The 15,307-nt window shown below is 71.8% G+C and carries 14 protein-coding genes; 6 read left to right on the forward strand and 8 right to left on the reverse strand.

Annotation, left to right across the window (positions count from 1 at the left end; all coding sequences use genetic code 11):
* Positions 1-116 precede the first annotated feature (116 nt).
* The 4 genes from JYA75_RS23155 to JYA75_RS23170 all read left to right on the forward strand — a co-directional run bounded on the left by JYA75_RS23155 (position 117) and on the right by JYA75_RS23170 (position 4,635).
* A complete protein-coding gene (locus JYA75_RS23155; protein ID WP_168579390.1) occupies positions 117-1,391 on the forward strand; it encodes a TrpB-like pyridoxal phosphate-dependent enzyme in 1,275 nt (424 codons plus the stop codon).
* Between the two features lie 136 nt (positions 1,392-1,527).
* On the forward strand, positions 1,528-1,959 hold the full coding sequence (locus JYA75_RS23160) for a hypothetical protein (RefSeq protein ID WP_006938685.1): 432 nt from the start codon (positions 1,528-1,530) through the stop codon (positions 1,957-1,959).
* Positions 1,960-2,042: 83 nt separating this feature from the next.
* Positions 2,043-2,672 carry a phosphoribosyltransferase family protein gene (locus tag JYA75_RS23165; protein ID WP_006938688.1) on the forward strand — a complete coding sequence of 210 codons (630 nt, stop codon included), beginning with the start codon at positions 2,043-2,045 and terminating at the stop codon, positions 2,670-2,672.
* Positions 2,673-2,832: 160 nt separating this feature from the next.
* Positions 2,833-4,635 carry a long-chain fatty acid--CoA ligase gene (locus JYA75_RS23170; protein ID WP_168579389.1) on the forward strand — a complete coding sequence of 601 codons (1,803 nt, stop codon included), beginning with the start codon at positions 2,833-2,835 and terminating at the stop codon, positions 4,633-4,635.
* A 64-nt stretch (positions 4,636-4,699) separates the two neighbouring features.
* Here the strand turns inward: JYA75_RS23170 and JYA75_RS23175 are convergent, their stop codons facing one another.
* Positions 4,700-5,344 (reverse strand): alpha/beta fold hydrolase, encoded by a 645-nt coding sequence (locus tag JYA75_RS23175; RefSeq protein WP_203329430.1) that lies wholly within the window; start codon positions 5,342-5,344, stop codon positions 4,700-4,702.
* A 32-nt stretch (positions 5,345-5,376) separates the two neighbouring features.
* Here JYA75_RS23175 and JYA75_RS23180 point away from each other — a divergent pair, with 32 nt between their 5' ends.
* Positions 5,377-6,732 carry a DUF2252 domain-containing protein gene (locus JYA75_RS23180; protein WP_161995669.1) on the forward strand — a complete coding sequence of 452 codons (1,356 nt, stop codon included), beginning with the start codon at positions 5,377-5,379 and terminating at the stop codon, positions 6,730-6,732.
* A gap of 1 nt (position 6,733) precedes the next feature.
* Here JYA75_RS23180 and JYA75_RS23185 read toward each other — a convergent pair whose 3' ends face one another.
* Both JYA75_RS23185 and JYA75_RS23190 read right to left on the reverse strand, forming a co-directional pair.
* A complete protein-coding gene (locus tag JYA75_RS23185) occupies positions 6,734-7,909 on the reverse strand; it encodes an amino acid deaminase/aldolase (RefSeq protein WP_161995670.1) in 1,176 nt (391 codons plus the stop codon).
* Positions 7,910-7,981: 72 nt separating this feature from the next.
* The gene (locus JYA75_RS23190) at positions 7,982-8,626 is read right to left on the reverse strand and encodes a TetR/AcrR family transcriptional regulator (protein WP_029542519.1); all 645 of its coding nucleotides are present in this window, start codon (positions 8,624-8,626) and stop codon (positions 7,982-7,984) included.
* A 77-nt stretch (positions 8,627-8,703) separates the two neighbouring features.
* Here JYA75_RS23190 and JYA75_RS23195 point away from each other — a divergent pair, with 77 nt between their 5' ends.
* Entirely contained in the window at positions 8,704-10,029 is a 1,326-nt protein-coding gene (locus JYA75_RS23195; protein WP_029542516.1) for a D-arabinono-1,4-lactone oxidase, read from the forward strand.
* Between the two features lie 8 nt (positions 10,030-10,037).
* Here JYA75_RS23195 and JYA75_RS23200 read toward each other — a convergent pair whose 3' ends face one another.
* The 5 genes from JYA75_RS23200 to JYA75_RS23220 form a co-directional block, all read right to left on the reverse strand.
* A complete protein-coding gene (locus JYA75_RS23200; RefSeq protein ID WP_203329431.1) occupies positions 10,038-10,961 on the reverse strand; it encodes an adenosine deaminase in 924 nt (307 codons plus the stop codon).
* 55 nt (positions 10,962-11,016) lie between these two features.
* A complete protein-coding gene (locus JYA75_RS23205) occupies positions 11,017-11,778 on the reverse strand; it encodes a crotonase/enoyl-CoA hydratase family protein (RefSeq protein WP_203329432.1) in 762 nt (253 codons plus the stop codon).
* A gap of 105 nt (positions 11,779-11,883) precedes the next feature.
* Positions 11,884-12,939 (reverse strand): AMP-binding protein, encoded by a 1,056-nt coding sequence (locus JYA75_RS23210; protein WP_029542511.1) that lies wholly within the window; start codon positions 12,937-12,939, stop codon positions 11,884-11,886.
* Positions 12,940-13,005: 66 nt separating this feature from the next.
* The gene (locus tag JYA75_RS23215) at positions 13,006-13,803 is read right to left on the reverse strand and encodes an enoyl-CoA hydratase/isomerase family protein (protein WP_006938708.1); all 798 of its coding nucleotides are present in this window, start codon (positions 13,801-13,803) and stop codon (positions 13,006-13,008) included.
* A 10-nt stretch (positions 13,804-13,813) separates the two neighbouring features.
* A complete protein-coding gene (locus JYA75_RS23220; protein WP_168579385.1) occupies positions 13,814-15,283 on the reverse strand; it encodes a DHA2 family efflux MFS transporter permease subunit in 1,470 nt (489 codons plus the stop codon).
* Between the last annotated feature and the right edge of the window lie 24 nt (positions 15,284-15,307).

Raw genomic sequence — 15,307 nt, forward strand, 5'->3', positions numbered from 1 at the left:
ATAATAGACCGGTCTACATATTTCTGTCGACACCGCGAGCCCTCCGCCGGACGGGCCACGCGCGACGGGGGGCACACTGAACCGGTTCCACTCTCGACAGACGAAAGGACCTTCCGGTGTCGGAGCTCGTCAGCATTCCCACCCACTGGTACAACATCGCGGGAGATCTGCCCGACGCCCCGCCGCCGCACCTGCATCCCGGCACCAGGGAACCGGTCACGGCCGCCGACCTCGAACCGCTGTTCGCCGCCGGCCTGATCGAGCAGGAGCTGTCCACCGAGACCGACATCGCGATCCCCGAACCCGTCCGGGAGGCGTACGCGACCTACCGCACCACGCCGCTGCTGCGGGCCCGGTCCTTCGAGCGCGCACTCGGCACCCCCGCCCGCATCTACGTCAAGTACGAGGGCGTGAGCCCGGTGGGCAGCCACAAGACGAATTCGGCTCTGGCGCAGGCGTATTACAACTCCCTCGACGGCGTGAAGAAGCTGACGACCGAGACCGGCGCCGGCCAGTGGGGCAGCGCGCTGTCGTTCGCATGCGCCAAGTTCGGCATCGATCTCGAGGTGTGGCAGGTGCGCGCCTCGTACGAGTCCAAGCCGTACCGCCGGCACCTCATCGAGGTGTACGGCGGCACCGTGCACTCGAGCCCGTCGGAACTCACCGCGTCCGGCCGCAAGGTGCGCGCCGAACAGCCGGACACCCCCGGCTCGCTGGGGATCGCCGTGTCCGAGGCCGTGGAGGTCGCCGCCGGCGACCCCGCCGCCCGGTACGCGCTCGGCAGTGTGCTCAACCACGTCGTGCTGCACCAGACCGTGATCGGTCTCGAAGCCGTCGCCCAGCTGCGCGCCGCCGGCGAGGAGCAGGCCGACGTCGTGTTCGGCTGCGCCGGCGGCGGCTCCAACCTGGCCGGCCTGTCGTTCCCGTTCCTGCGCGACGTGCTGCACGGTCGCGCCACGACGCGGGTGGTGGCCGCCGAGCCGGCCGCGTGCCCGTCCATCACGCAGGGCGAGTACCGCTACGACCACGGCGACATCGTCGGCCTCACCCCGCTGCTCAAGATGCACACCCTCGGTCAGGACTTCATCCCCGACCCCATCCACGCCGGCGGGCTGCGCTACCACGGCATGGCGCCGCTGCTCAGCCACACCGTCGAACTGGGATACGTGCAGGGCACGGCCGTCGCGCAGACCGACGCCTTCGCGGCGGCCGTCGAGTTCGCCCGCAGCGAGGGCATCGTGCCCGCCCCCGAGTCGGCCCACGCCCTCGCGGCGGCCGCCGAGTACGCGCGGACCGTGACCGGGCCCGAGGTGATCGTGATCGGACTGTCCGGGCACGGGCAGCTCGACCTGCCGGCCTACGCCGCATACCTGCACGGCGAGCTCGGATAGCGCCGGAGCGTGTCTTCCTCCCCTGTGACGGGGAGGAAGACACGCCGAGGAACTCTGTGATGCAACACACGCCCGGTCATCAGCGATACACCTGTGGAACCGCTCCACCGCGCCATGTCACCACCGGGAGGCCCCGATGCCCGACGCAGCCGACAACCTGGCCCTGCGCCTGCTCGACGCAGTGCACCGCACCCGAGGCGTAGATCCCGGGATCGTCACCGATCGCTACCGGGCCTACAGGGCCGCCCAGGGCGCGGACGCCGGCCGCGACGGGATCCGCGCGCTCCTGCGCACCTTCGAGGAGACCGGCGGCAGCGCCCAGTGGGCCGGCAAGGTCGGCCACTACCGTCGCCGCTACAGCCCCGACGAGGCCCCCATCGCCGCCGACACCGTCGAACTGGCCGCCGAGGTCCTGTACCGGCACGGCGTCGACACCATCGACGACCTCGCCGGTACGGACGACACCACCCTCGCCGGCGAGTGGCAGCGGCGCGGCGGCGACGCCTCCACCTGGCAGCCGCTCCTCGACGCCCTGCGGCCCGCCCGAGCCCTGCACACCGTCGCCTGAGCCCTGCACACCGTCGCCTGAGCGGGCCCGGATCCGGACGCAAACCCGCCCGGGCCGCCCGCCGCCGGGCGCATACTCGACCTATGCGTTATTCCGGCCGTCCGGAGGCCGGGCGGCGGCTGGCCCGCTCGGTCGCCCACCTGCGCGACGCGAACCCCGTGGTCCTCGCCCTCCCACGCGGCGGCATCCCCGTCGCCCGCGAGGTGGCTCGCGCCCTCGACGCCCCGCTCGACGTGCTCGTCGTCCGCAAGCTCGGGGTGCCGTGGCAGCCGGAACTCGCGATGGGCGCCATCGCCGAGGGCGGCTTCCGCGTGCTCAACGAGGACGTCATCCGGATCGGCCGGGTGGCCGAGGACTCGATCGCACGGATCGAGGCCCGTGAACGCACCGAACTCGACCGTCGCGCCCGGCTGCTGCGCGGCGGCAAGGAGCGCACGTCGCTGTCGGGACGCACGGTGGTCCTCGTCGACGACGGCATGGCCACCGGCGCGACCGCTGCCGTCGCCTGCCTGGCCGCTCGGGAGTCCGGTGCCGAACGGGTGGTGCTGGCGGTGCCCGTGGCGTCCCCGGAGGCGGCGCGTCGCGTGGGCGCGGTGGCCGACGAGGTGGTGTGCCCGTTCACGCCCGCGGACCTGGGCAGCGTCGGCGCCGCATACGACGACTTCCATCAGCTCTCCGACGACGAGGCCGCCCGGCTGCTCGAGCCCGCCTGAGCACGCACCCGCGGACAACGGTTGTCCGTGTCCGTTATTAACAGGTATCTTCACAGGTCAGAGCGAAAAGGCTACAAATCGGGCACCCCCGTTGCTGCGTTTTCCGTCCTCGTGTGATGCAATGCACATCCACCAGTGAAAAATTGATGGAGGGGTCACCGTGAGAGAGTTTGCCGTGCCACAGTCGTTCTCGATTCCCGAGGACGCATCGATGGCGGACGCCGTCTTCCGGCACGAGAAGGAGTCGCCGACCTGGGTGCCGTTCGAGCGCAGGGTCGACGGCCGGTGGGTCAGCGTCACCGCCGCCGAGTTCGCCGCACAGGTCCGCGGGGTGGCCAAGGGCCTGATGGCCTCCGGGATCGAACTCGGCGACCGGGTCGCGATCCTGTCGAGCACCCGCTACGAATGGGTCCTCATCGACTACGCGATCTGGGCCGCCGGGGGCTGCACCGTCGCGATCTACGAGACCTCCTCGGCCGACCAGGCCCAGTGGATCCTCGAGGACTCGGGGACCTCGCTGCTGGTCGTGGAGAACGACAACCACGCGCGGACGGTCGCCGCCGTGGCCGAGGCCGCGCCGGCCCTGCGCGAGGTCCTGCAGATCGAGGGCGCAGCGGGAGCGAAGGGCGCCGTCGACGAACTGATCGCGCGCGGCGCCGCGATCACCGACGAGCAGCTCGAGGAGCGGCGCCACCAGGTGCGTGCCGAGTCCCCCGCCACCCTGATCTACACCTCGGGCACCACCGGCCGCCCCAAGGGTGTGCAGCTGACCCACAGCAACCTGTGGGCCGAGGCGGCGGCCGTCAAGCTCGCCCTGCCGAACTCCATGGTGAGCGGCAAGCGGACCCTGCTGTTCCTGCCGCTCGCGCACGTGTTCGCCCGCGAGATCTCGTTCGGCGCGTTCGAGCACGGCGTCACCGTCGCGCACACCTCCGATCTGACCACGCTGCTCGACCAGCTCGGCGAGTTCAAGCCGAACTTCATCCTGTCGGTGCCGCGCGTGTTCGAGAAGGTCTACAACTCGGCCAAGCAGAAGGCGTACGACGGCGGCAAGGGCCGGATCTTCGAGAAGGCCTCCGATACCGCCATCGCGTACAGCGAGGCGCTGGACAAGGGCAGGCCCGGTCTGGGCCTGAAGATCAAGCACGCGGTGTTCGACAAGCTGGTGTACAGCAAGTTGCGCGCGGCCCTCGGTGGCGAGTGCGAGCAGGCGGTTTCCGGCGGCGCCGCCCTCGGCGCGCGCCTGGGCCACTTCTTCCGCGGCGTCGGCATCCCGATCTTCGAGGGCTACGGCCTGACCGAGACCACCGGTGGCGTCACCATCAACACCCCCGAGCACCAGCGGGTGGGCAGCGTCGGCCGGCCGGTCAACGGGCACGCCGCGCGGATCGCCGAGGACGGCGAGCTGCTGCTCAAGGGCCCCGCGGTGTTCGGCGGCTACTGGAAGAACGAGAAGGCCACCGCCGAAGCGATCGTCGACGGCTGGTTCCACACCGGTGACATCGGCAAGATCGACGAGGACGGATTCGTCCACATCACCGGCCGCAAGAAGGAGCTCATCGTCACCGCCGGCGGCAAGAACGTCGCCCCGGCCGTGCTCGAGGACGCTCTGCGGGCGCACCCGCTGATCAGCCAGGTCATCGTCGTCGGCGACGCGAAGCCGTTCATCGGCGCGCTGATCACCCTCGACCCCGAGGCCCTGCCCGGCTGGAAGGAGCGCCACGGCATTCCGGCCGACGCCCCGGTGTCCGAGCTGTTGAAGAACCCCGACCTGATCGCGGAGATCGACGCCGCGGTGGCCGAGGGCAACAGGAAGGTCTCCAACCCCGAGCAGATCAAGAAGTACCGGATCCTCGAAGTGGACTTCACCATCGAGACCGGCGAGCTGACCCCGACGCTCAAGCTCAAGCGCAACGTCATCCACGAGGCGCACGGCACGGCGATCGAGGCCATCTACTCGTAGGGCCACGCCCATGGTGAGCGAATGTATCCTTCATCTCCTCTGATCGAGTGAGGGATACATTCGCTCACTGTTGTTGGGGGGCCGGCACTTCGGTCACGGTCCGGACGAACTCGGCGACGTCGCGCGTCACCGTGCGGTGCACCGGTTCGTGCAGCAGGTCGTGGCCCGCGTCGGGGTACTCGCGCAGGTCCAGGGCCGGGATCGTCCGGGCCCAGGCCCGCACGGGGTCGATCGGGGCCAGCCGGTCGTCGGCGCCGTGCACCGCGAGCAGCGGGATGCGAGCCCCCGCGAGGATCTCGGCCGTCGCGGGCACGGCCGCCGAGCGCGGCGTCCCGCACAGCACGGCGCCACGGAAGCAGCCGGCGTCGGTGCGCAGCAGCGTGAGGGCGGTCGCCGCGCCGAGCGAATGCCCCATCACCACCAGCGGCATCCCCGGCTCGGCACGCTCCGCCACCTCGGCGACGCGCAGCAGGTCCGCAGCCAGGTCGTCGAGGACGCCCGGTTCGCCGGGGCTGCCCTCGGACAGACCGTGCCCGGCGAGATCGATGCCCCACAACGCGATGCCGTGCGTCGCCAGGCCCGCCGCGAAGCGGTGGTAGTGGCCGGTGTGCTGACGCATCCCGTGGGCGAAGACGACGGCGGCCGCCGCGCCGTCGACGGGCCAGTGTCGGTAGTGGATACGGCCGGTGCTGCCGTCGAAAAAGGGCATGCGGTCATTGTGCGCCGGTGCACAATCGCGGGATGACACCGACTACCGCCGCCGAGCGCAGTCGAGCCGAGGGGCGTGCCGCCCGCACCCGCGTGCCCCGCGGTGCGCACGGCGAATTCCGTTGCCCCGACCGCGACCCCGTGGCGATCTTCGAGCAGCAGAACCGCACCCGGCTGCCGGAACTGGTGCCGATCCGGTACGAGCGGATGACGGAGTCCCCGTTCGCCTACTACCGCGGCAGCGCCGCCGCGATGGCGGCGGATCTGTCCACCGAGGCCGTGACGGGACCGCACGTGGTGGCCTCGGGCGACGCCCATCTGGCGAATTTCGGCCTGTACGCCTCGCCGGAGCGACGGGTCCTGTTCGATCTCAACGACTTCGACGAGGCGTATCCGGCGCCGTGGGAATGGGACGTCAAGCGGCTGGCCGCCTCGGTATGGCTGGCCGGCCGTCACACCGGCTGCACCGAGCAGCAGTGCCGGGACGCGACCCTCGCGACGGTGCGCTCGTACCGCGAGACCATCCGGTTCCTGTCCGGCCTGACGGCCACCGAGCGGTTCTACTTCCAGGTCGACGCGGAAGAGATCGAGCAGGCGTCGCGGAATCCGGAGGCGATACGAGCCGTCGTGCAGAAGGCTCGCAGCCGCACGTCGGAACAGGTCCTGAGGAAACTGACGGTCACCACGGCCGACGACGTTCCGCGCATCGTCGACCAGCCCCCGATCGTCCGCCACCTCGACATCGGGTCACTCGACGCCATCGAGCGGATCGTCGCGTCCTACCGTGCGACGGTGCGGGCGGATGCCCAGCTGCTGCTTTCCCAGTACCGCGTCGTGGATTTTGCGATGCGGATCGTGGGGGTGGGCAGCGTGGGCACCCGATGCTTCCTCGTCCTGCTGCTCGGCCCGGCCGACGAGCCGCTGTTTCTCCAGGTCAAGGAGGCCGGGCGGTCGGTGTTGGAGACGCACGGCGGGATCCGGGAGACCCCGCACCGGGTCGAGGCCGACCTCATCGCGCACGGCCAGGGCGCCCGCGTCGTGGGGGCACAGCGGATCCTGCAGGCCCACTCGGATCCGCTTCTCGGCTGGATCACCGGCGTCCCCGGCGCCGACGGCGTGCGCCGGGACTTCTATGTGCGTCAGTTCCGGGACATGAAGGGATCGGTGCAGTGGGAACGGCTCAGGCCCGCACAATCGGAGCAGTACGGCCGGCTGTGCGGAGCGCTGCTCGCCCGCGCCCACAGCCAGAGCCCGGACGGCGCGTTCGTCGCCGGGTACCTCGGCCGCGGGACGGTGTTCGACGAGGCGGTGGCGCGGTGGTCCGCCGCCTACGCCGATCGCACGGAGCAGGACTGGAAGGCGTTGTGCAACAGCGCGGCACCGGCGTAGCTCACCAGCAGTGCCCCTCGCCGCGATAGGTGGGGACGGTGGTGCGGGTGCCGCCGGCGTCGACGAGATGCAGGTGCGCGAACCGCTCGCACAGCTCCCCCGCCTTGGCATGCCGCAGCCACACGCGGCCGCCGACGGGCAGGTCTGCGGCGGCGCGGCCGGTGACCGGGGTCTGCACCTCGCCGGCACCCTCGGCGCGCAGCAGCCGCAGTCCGGCGGGCCGCACCGGCCGCGGTACCCGGGACGGACCCGTCGGGCCGGAGGCGATGTAACCGCCACCGAAGAGCGTGGCGATGGTGGGACTGGGCCTGCGCACCGTGGGCAGCGCGAAGTACAGCGCGGGCCGCGGTGTGAAGGCCCGGTATCGGTCGAACAACGTGGGCACGTAGAGGCCGGAGCCGGCGGTGACCTCGGTGACGACCGGGTCCGCGGAACTGATCTCGAGCGAACCCGTGCCGCCGCTGTTGACGATCTCGAGGTCGCCGACGACGGCGCGGACGGCCCCGACGACGGCGCTGCGACGGGTGGCCAGCTCGGCGGCCGACCGGCGCTTGATCAGGCGGACCGCGAGCGACGTGTCGGGCAGACCGGCGATCTGCGCCTCGTAGAACATCACTCCGACGACGGCGAAGCCGGCGGTCGTGGCGCAGCGGGCGAGCTGCCCCACCTCGTCGGGCGTGCGCAGCGGCGAGCGCCGCACGCCGAGGTGCACCGGCCCGAGCCGCAGCGACGCATCCACGTCGAGGCACACGCGGGGTCGCACACGGGCGGTGCCGAGGGCGTCGCGGACGATGCCGAGCTGGGCGGCGGAGTCGACCATGAGGGTGACCGCGTCGAGGGCGTGCGGCCGGCCGGCGAGTTCGGCGAGCGCGGCACGGTCGACGGTCGGGTATCCGAGGAGCACGTCGCGGGCGCCGCGCTCGACCAGCCAGAGCGCTTCGCGCAGCGAGTACGCCATGATCCCGCCGAAACCGCCGTCGGCGGTGAGGCCGGTGCCGAGCACCTCCTCGAGGACCGCGCGGCACCGGACGGACTTGCTCGCCACCCGCACGGGCGTGCCCCCGGCGCGACGGACGAGGTCGGCGGCGTTGCGTCGGAGTGTGGGAAGGTCGACGGCCGCGAGCGGCGGGTCCAGGTCGGCCGTCGCGTCGTGGAGCCGGTCGAGGGGGTGGGTCACGGCGGGGGTCCAATCCACGGCAGGTCGGGTCGTCGCGGCCAGTCAAGCACCGACTTGGACCTGTGTCCAGGTTCAGGTCGTTTCCACGGCCCGGCCGGCGACGATCGCGGCGATGTCGTCGAGTTCGGTGACGATGGCGTCGCTGTCACGATCCACCAGCCACCGCAGGACCAGGCCGTCGAGCATGGCCAGCGCCAGGCGCGCGACGGTCGAGACCGGCTCGACCCACTCGGTGCCGGTGCGGGCGGCGCACTCCTCGAGAAATGCCTGGGCCTCGACGTCCATGATGCGGTACTGCTCGGTGGCGATGTTGCCGCCGAGCGGCTCGCCGGCAGCGCGGTGGCGCAGCGAATAGGTGGTGATCTCGTAGGTGAGCAGCTGACGGTCGGCCGTCGCCTCGATCGTCGGCCACATCGCAGTGATCCCGGCGTAGAGCAGCTGCCGCAGCCCGCGCGGGCCCTGCGGGTCCGGCCCGTTCTGCGGGAGGGTGAAGGCGGTGCGCAACGCCTGGCTGAGCTGGAGCACCAGCGTCTCCCCCATCGCGGCGACGAGGGCTTCCTTGCTCTCGAAGCAGTAGTGCACCACCCCGAGCGATACGCCGGCGTGCTCGGCGACGGCACGCACTGTGACGGCCCCGAGACCGCCGCCCTCGGCCAGCGCGAGGGCGGATTCGACGAGTTGGGCTCGACGTTGGTCCGCCGGCAACCGGTTCAGCATGCCTCCGATCGTAGAACCCGGTCCGGATCCGTCGGCCCCTATTGACCTGGACGGTCGTCCAAGTCGATGATTGCCCCATGGCCACCGACCGTCCCGCAGCCACCTGGCGCAACTGGGCGCGCACCGAATCCGCGACGCCGCGCGCGTACGAGACTCCGGAATCCCTGGACGAGATCGCCGCCGTCGTCGCACGCGCATCCGAGCGGGGCCTGCGCGTCAAGGCGGTCGGGGCGGGACACTCGTTCAGCGGCGCCGCCGTCACCGACGGCGTGCTCGTCTCCCTCGACCGGTTCACCGGCATCGAGGACGTCCGGCCCACCTCCGCCGGTGCGCTCGTCACCGTGCGGGCCGGCACCCGGCTGCGGGATCTCAACCGGCTCCTGTGGGATCAGGGTCTGGCCGTGCCCAACCTCGGGGACATCGACGTGCAGTCGCTCGCCGGCGCGATGTCCACCGGCACCCACGGCACCGGCGCGCGATTCGGGGGCCTCGCCACCGTCGCCCGCGCCGCCACCGTGGTGCTCGCCGACGGTTCCGTCGTGCACTGCTCCCCCGACGACCACCCGGAACTCTACGAGGCCGCCCGGCTCGGCCTCGGCGCCGTCGGCATCCTCGCCACGATCACACTCGAGTGCGTGCCCGCCTTCGCGCTGCACGCCGCGGAAGCGCCCGGCACGCTGCACGACACCCTCGCCGTGCTCGAGCGCGACCGGCTCGCCGTCGACCACTTCGAGTTCTACTGGTTCCCGCACACCGACCGGGTGCTCACCAAGCGCAACACCCGGCTGCCCGCCGACGCGCCCGGCGCCCCGGTGGGCCGGGTACGGGGCTTCGTCGACGACGAGGTGCTCGCCAACGGCATGTTCGAGGTCGTCCAGCGCGTCGCGACCCGCGCCCCCGCGACCATCCCGCGGCTCAACGAGTTCGCCGCCCGGACGCTGTCGCCGCGGGAGTTCGTCGACCGCAGCTATCGCGTCTTCGCCTCCCCGCGCCGGGTCCGGTTCCGGGAGATGGAGTACGCCGTACCCGTCGGCTCGGTGACCGACGTGCTCACCGAGATCGATGCGTGGCTCTCCCGCAACGACTTCCGTGTCGCTTTTCCCGTCGAGGTACGCTTCGCCGCCGCCGACGACGTGTGGCTGTCGACGGCACACGGCCGCGACAGCGCGTACCTCGCCGTGCACCAGTACCACCGGCGCGAGCACCGGGCGTACTTCGATGCGGTCGAGGCGATCGCCCGCGCCGTGGACGGACGGCCACACTGGGGCAAGATGCACGGCCGCAGCGCGGCCGACCTGCGCACGACGTATCCGCGCTTCGACGACTTCCTCGCCGTCCGCGACCGCGTCGACCCGCAGCGCACCTTCGCCAACCCGTACCTGGACCGCGTGCTCGGCCCGTAGGCCGCGGGCTAGCCGAAGGACGCCGCGATCGAATTGCGCGCCAACGTCTCCCGCTGATCGGACGTGAGCCCGAGCCGATCGCGCAGCGCCGCGAACGTGTCGTCGACGTACCCGCCGAAGTACGCCGGATCGTCGGAGTTGACGGTCACCAGCAGACCCGCCTCGAGCATGCGCGGCAGCGGATGCCGCTCGAGCGAATCCACCACGCGCAAACGGACGTTGGACAGTGGACAGACCGTGAGCGGAATCTGCTCGTCCACGAGGCGCGTTACGAGGAGGGGGTCCTCGAGGGATCGGATGCCGTGGTCGATGCGTTCGGCCCCGAGCAGATCCAGTGCCTGCCACACGTATTCGGGCGGGCCCTCCTCTCCCGCATGGGCGACCGTGTGCAGGCCCTCGGCGCGGGCGCGGGCGAACACGTCCTCGAACAGCGACGGCGGATAGCCCACCTCCGCAGAGTCCAGACCCAGCCCGATGATCGGAGCCGACAGGCGCAGCAGCTCCCCGAACACCTCCTCGGCCTCGTGCACGGGCCGGTCCCGCACGACGGAGGCGATCATCGCCGCATCGACGCCGAACTCTCGCCGGCCCGCCGCGACGGCGTCCGCGAGGCCCTCGACCACCTCCGTCAGCGGCACGCCGCGGCTCGTGTGCGCCTGCGGGTCGAAGGAGAACTCGGCCCGCGTCACGCCGGCCTGCGCCGCCCGGCGCAGGTACGCCCGCGCGAGATCGGCGAAGTCCTCGGCCGTCCGCAGCACCTGCATGTTCGCGTAGTACAGGTCGAGGAAGGACTGCAGATCGGTGAACTCGTACCGGCTGCGCAGTTCGGCGAGGTCGGCGTACGGGAGCGCGACCCGGTTGCGCTCGGCCAGAGCGAAGATCAGCTCCGGTTCGAGAGTGCCCTCGATGTGGACGTGCAGTTCGGCGAGCACGATCCTCCTTCGTCGACGCGTCCCTTCCGCGGCCGCGCGGAAGGGACGCGGGTCGTCAGCGGCCCTTCCAGACCGGGGAACGCTTCTCCGCGAACGCCGTCGCGCCCTCGCGGGCGTCCTCGGACACGAACACCGGGCCGACGATCTCGCGTTGCCTGTCGAAGGCCTCGTCCGCCGGCCAGTCGGCGGCCTTGGCGATGACCTCCTTGGTGGCCGCCACGGCGAGCGGGCCGTTGGCCGTGATCCGTTCGGCGAGGGCCAGGGCACCCTCCAGCGCACCGCCCGGCTCGGTGAGAATGTTGACGAAGCCGTAGCCGTGGGCCTCCTCGGCGGTGAACGCGTCGCCGGTGAGGGCCAGTTCCATCGCCTTCTGATACGGGATCCGGGTGGGCAGGCGCAGCAGGCCGCCGCCCGCGGCGACGAGTCCGCGCTTGACCTCCGGGATGCCGAACCTGGCGTCCGCGGCGGCGACCACGAGATCCGTGGCGAGGACGAGTTCGGTGCCGCCGGCCAGCGCAAAGCCCTCGACGGCGGCGATGATCGGTTTGCGCGGCGGCGCCTCGGTGAAGCCGAGGCCCTTGCCCGGCACCGCGACGTTCTCCCCGGCGACGAACGCCTTGAGATCCATGCCGGCACAGAAGTTGCCACCCGCACCGGTGAGCACGCCCACGGACAGGTCGGGATCGGCGTCGAGTTCGTCGACGGCGGCGGCGAGGGCGTGGCTGACGGCCGCGTTGACGGCATTGCGGGCCTCGGGCCGGTTGATGGTGATCACCAGGATTCGACCGCGACGCTCGAGCAGGACCTCGTCGGACATGCGCGCACACCTTTCACAGGATTCGGTAGCCGACCGCGCGTACCGCGGTCCATTCGCTTATACCGCAACCGAACCCGGCGGCGGCGGACCGGCCGTACCGCCGTGTCACGACACCCGGACGGCGACGGGCGTGACGAAGCCGTCCCCGTCGATGTGCACCTGGTCGCCGGTGTGGAACCAGCCGTCGTCGAAGGTCTCGGCGGTCGATTCCGGGTCGTTCCAGTAGCGGCGCGCGACGCTGGGACCGCGGCACAGCAGTTCGCCGACGCCTTGATCGGCGGCCGGGCCGAGGAGCGCGACCTCCATGCCGCCGAACGGAACTCCGACGCTGCGCGGGTGCGCGGCCCGCTGGTCGGTGGGCAGCAGCAGCCCGATGCCGCCGGTTTCGGCCACCCCCCAGCCGCGTACGCACCTCGCCGCGGGGAACGACGCGCGCAGGTGCCGCCACGGCACCCGCACCCCCCGGGCCCCGGCGGCGACGACGGTGCCGCCGGCCGCCAGGGTGGGCAACAGCTGCACGGCGCTGCCCGCCGCCGTGGACAGCGGTGCGGTGAGCACCGTGCGCGCCCCCTCCGCGGTCAGGTCCATCGCGTGCACCACGGCCTCGATCGTGGAGAGGATGTTCTCGTTGGTCAGCTCCACCCCGTGCAGTCCCCCGCCGCGTTTGCGCACGTAGTACAGCACCGCGAGCTCGTCCGGCGCGGCGCCCTCGTCCAGGAACGCCACCCCGTCGGGCAGCTCGCCGTCGAGGGTCAGGACGGCGCCGCTGTCATCGGCGATCCACTCGAGTTCCGGATCGCTGCACGTCGGATCCGGCAGCACCGGCACCCCACCGGCGAGGACCACCCCGAGAAACGCGTACAGCCAGCGGAACCCGTTCGGATAGTGGACGACCACCCGGTCGGCCGGGCCCACGCCCTGATCGAGCAGTCCACCCGCCACCCGTGCTGCCGACGACCACATCTGCCCGTAGGTGAGGGCGTTGCCGGCCCGGTCGACGGCGGCGACGCGGGCGGAGTGCCGCAGCGCGCTGCGGTCGAGCAGCTCGGCCAGGCACGGCTCGAGGTCCTCGTACCGCAGGACACCGTCCAGTCGGCGACTGACACGCTCGTCACGGAACCACCCCGCTGCGCACGAAACCCGGACCACCGCCACCGACATCGTCACCTCCGCCTCGTCGTGTGCCTGCACTATATGGCGCGGGTCACAACTGGGGGCGGGATCGGCTCACCTTCCGGTGTACGACGCCTTCCCCGGGCCGACGGTGAGGAAGCTGCGCACGGCACCCTTCAGGTCGTCGGTGCCGAACAGCGCGCCGGAGACGTCCGGGGTCTCCGAGTCGGCGTGCGCGACGCCACCGGACCGCCACGCGCCGATGATCTGCTTGGTGGCGTCGTGGGCGCGGGTGGGGCCGTCGGCGAGCCGGTCCGCCAAGGCGCGTGCGGCGGAATCCACGTCCTCGTGGACCGCGTTGACCACGCCCCACGACCGCAGCGTCTCGGCGTCGTAGAGGTCGCCGGTCATCACCAGTTCGCGTGCGCGGCCGGAGCCGGCACGCTCGGCCAGCCGCTGCGGCCCGCCCATCGACGGGGTCAGACCGACGACGGTTTCCACCAACCCGAACTTCGCGCCCGGCGCCGCGAGGACGATGTCGCAGGCGAGGGAGATCTCGAACGCCGCGGTGAGGGTGAGCCCGTGCGCGGCGAACACCACGGGGCACGGCAGGGCCTCGAGCGGGTGGATGATCTGCGCGAACAGGTCCTGCCACAGCTGCGCGCCCTGCCCGGCGTCGAGGCCGTCGAACAGGTGGACGTCCACCCCGCCGGAGACGACCTTGCCTTCCGCGCGGATCAGTACCGCGCGCGGCGGCGCGGCCACGAGCGCGGTGATGTCGGCGATCACGGCGTCGAACAGGGCCCGGTCGAACAGGTTCAGCGTGCCGTGCGCGACGGTGAGCACGGCGACCTCGGCACCGGCCGCGGTGGTGTGGCGCTCGAGGCGGGTGGGATGTGTGGTCTGCGTCATGCGCGCCACACTAGGCGAGCGTGCGGCGCTGCTCGAGGGGTGGTCTCGGCGCCGGCTCGGTGCGCACAGGCCGCGTGAAAAACAGCGCCGCGGCGAAGCCGACGAGCAGGACCGCGGCAGGCAGCAGCGTCGACTCGGCCATGGCGGCGGCGAACGGCGCGCGCACCGGCTCGGGCAGGGCCGTCGTCCCGCCCTCGCCGGCACCGCCGCCGGCCAACCCGTGCACGGCGAGGCGGGACGTGATGAGCGCACCCACGGCGGCGCTGCCCAGGACGGCACCGACCTGCCGGGTGGTGTTGTAGACACCCGACCCGGCCCCCGCCTGATGCGGCGGCAGGCCGTGCGTCGCGGTGGCGGCCAGCGGCGACCAGATGCCGGCCATCGCGGCGCCCATGAGGGCGATCGGCAGCAGCAGCTGCCACACCGGCGAGTCGGGCGTCATCACCGCGGCCAGCCACGCCAGCGACACGGCGAGCAGCGCGAATCCGGTGCCGGCGATGTAGCGCGGATGGGTTCGGTCCACGAGCCGCCCGACCATCGGGGCGAGCACGCCGGTGAGGACCGCCATCGGGGCCATCAGCAACGCCGACTCCGTGGGTGTCCAGCCGCGCACGCCCTGGGCGTAGAACATCAGCGGCAGCACCATCGCGGTGACCGAGAAGCCCATCGTGGCGATGCCGATGTTGGCCAGCGAGAAGTTGCGGTCGCGGAACAGGCCGAGCGGAACGAGCGGCTCCCCGCGCCCCCGGGACTGGTACCACACGAACACCGCCAGCAGCGCCACCCCGGCGGCGATCAGCACCCACACGGGAGTGGACCAGTCGTAGGAGTTGCCCTCCTGGATACCGAACACGAGACAGAACATGCCCGCGCCGCTGAGCAGCACGCCGAGGAGGTCGAACCGGTGCGGATGGGTGGGCAGCGCCGGGACCAGCCGCGCCGCGAGGACGAAACCGACGATCCCGACCGGCACGTTCACGAAGAAGATCCATTCCCAGCCGAGGTTGTCGACGAGGACACCGCCGGCCAGCGGGCCCACGAGGGTCGCGACCCCCGCCACCGCGCCCCACAGGCCCATCGCGGTGCCTCGCCGGTCGGGCGGGAAGGTGCGGGTGATGATCGCCATCGTCTGCGGGGTCATCAGGGCCGCGCCGAGGCCCTGGAAGACCCGGGCGACCACGAGAGCGGCAACGGTGCCGGACAATCCGCACCACAGCGACGCCGCGGTGAACAGCACCAGGCCCGCCAGGTAGACGCGCTTCGGGCCGAACCGGTCGCCGAGGCGGCCGGTGACCAGCAGCGGCACCGCGTATGCCAGCAGGTACGCGCTGGTGACCCACACGACGTTGTTGATGTCGGTGTCCAGCGCCCGCATGATCGCCGGGTTGGCGACCGCCACGATGGTGCTGTCCACCAGGATCATGAAGAACCCGAGGCACAGCGCCCACAGCGCCGGCCACGGATTTGTCTCGGTCTCCACCCGCACGTCCTCCGCTCGTAGGCG

Origin of the sequence: Rhodococcus sp. PSBB066 (assembly GCF_017068255.1) — a bacterium.
Taxonomy (GTDB): domain Bacteria; phylum Actinomycetota; class Actinomycetes; order Mycobacteriales; family Mycobacteriaceae; genus Rhodococcus; species Rhodococcus aetherivorans.

Coding starts and splice junctions, on each gene's coding strand:
- JYA75_RS23160 (WP_006938685.1), top strand. CDS start 1,528: ATGCCCGACGCAGCCGACAACCTGGCCCTGCGCCTGCTCGACGCAGTG.
- JYA75_RS23165 (WP_006938688.1), top strand. CDS start 2,043: ATGCGTTATTCCGGCCGTCCGGAGGCCGGGCGGCGGCTGGCCCGCTCG.
- JYA75_RS23175 (WP_203329430.1), bottom strand. CDS start 5,344: ATGCCCTTTTTCGACGGCAGCACCGGCCGTATCCACTACCGACACTGG.
- JYA75_RS23180 (WP_161995669.1), top strand. CDS start 5,377: ATGACACCGACTACCGCCGCCGAGCGCAGTCGAGCCGAGGGGCGTGCC.
- JYA75_RS23190 (WP_029542519.1), bottom strand. CDS start 8,626: ATGCTGAACCGGTTGCCGGCGGACCAACGTCGAGCCCAACTCGTCGAA.
- JYA75_RS23195 (WP_029542516.1), top strand. CDS start 8,704: ATGGCCACCGACCGTCCCGCAGCCACCTGGCGCAACTGGGCGCGCACC.
- JYA75_RS23205 (WP_203329432.1), bottom strand. CDS start 11,778: ATGTCCGACGAGGTCCTGCTCGAGCGTCGCGGTCGAATCCTGGTGATC.
- JYA75_RS23210 (WP_029542511.1), bottom strand. CDS start 12,939: ATGTCGGTGGCGGTGGTCCGGGTTTCGTGCGCAGCGGGGTGGTTCCGT.
- JYA75_RS23215 (WP_006938708.1), bottom strand. CDS start 13,803: ATGACGCAGACCACACATCCCACCCGCCTCGAGCGCCACACCACCGCG.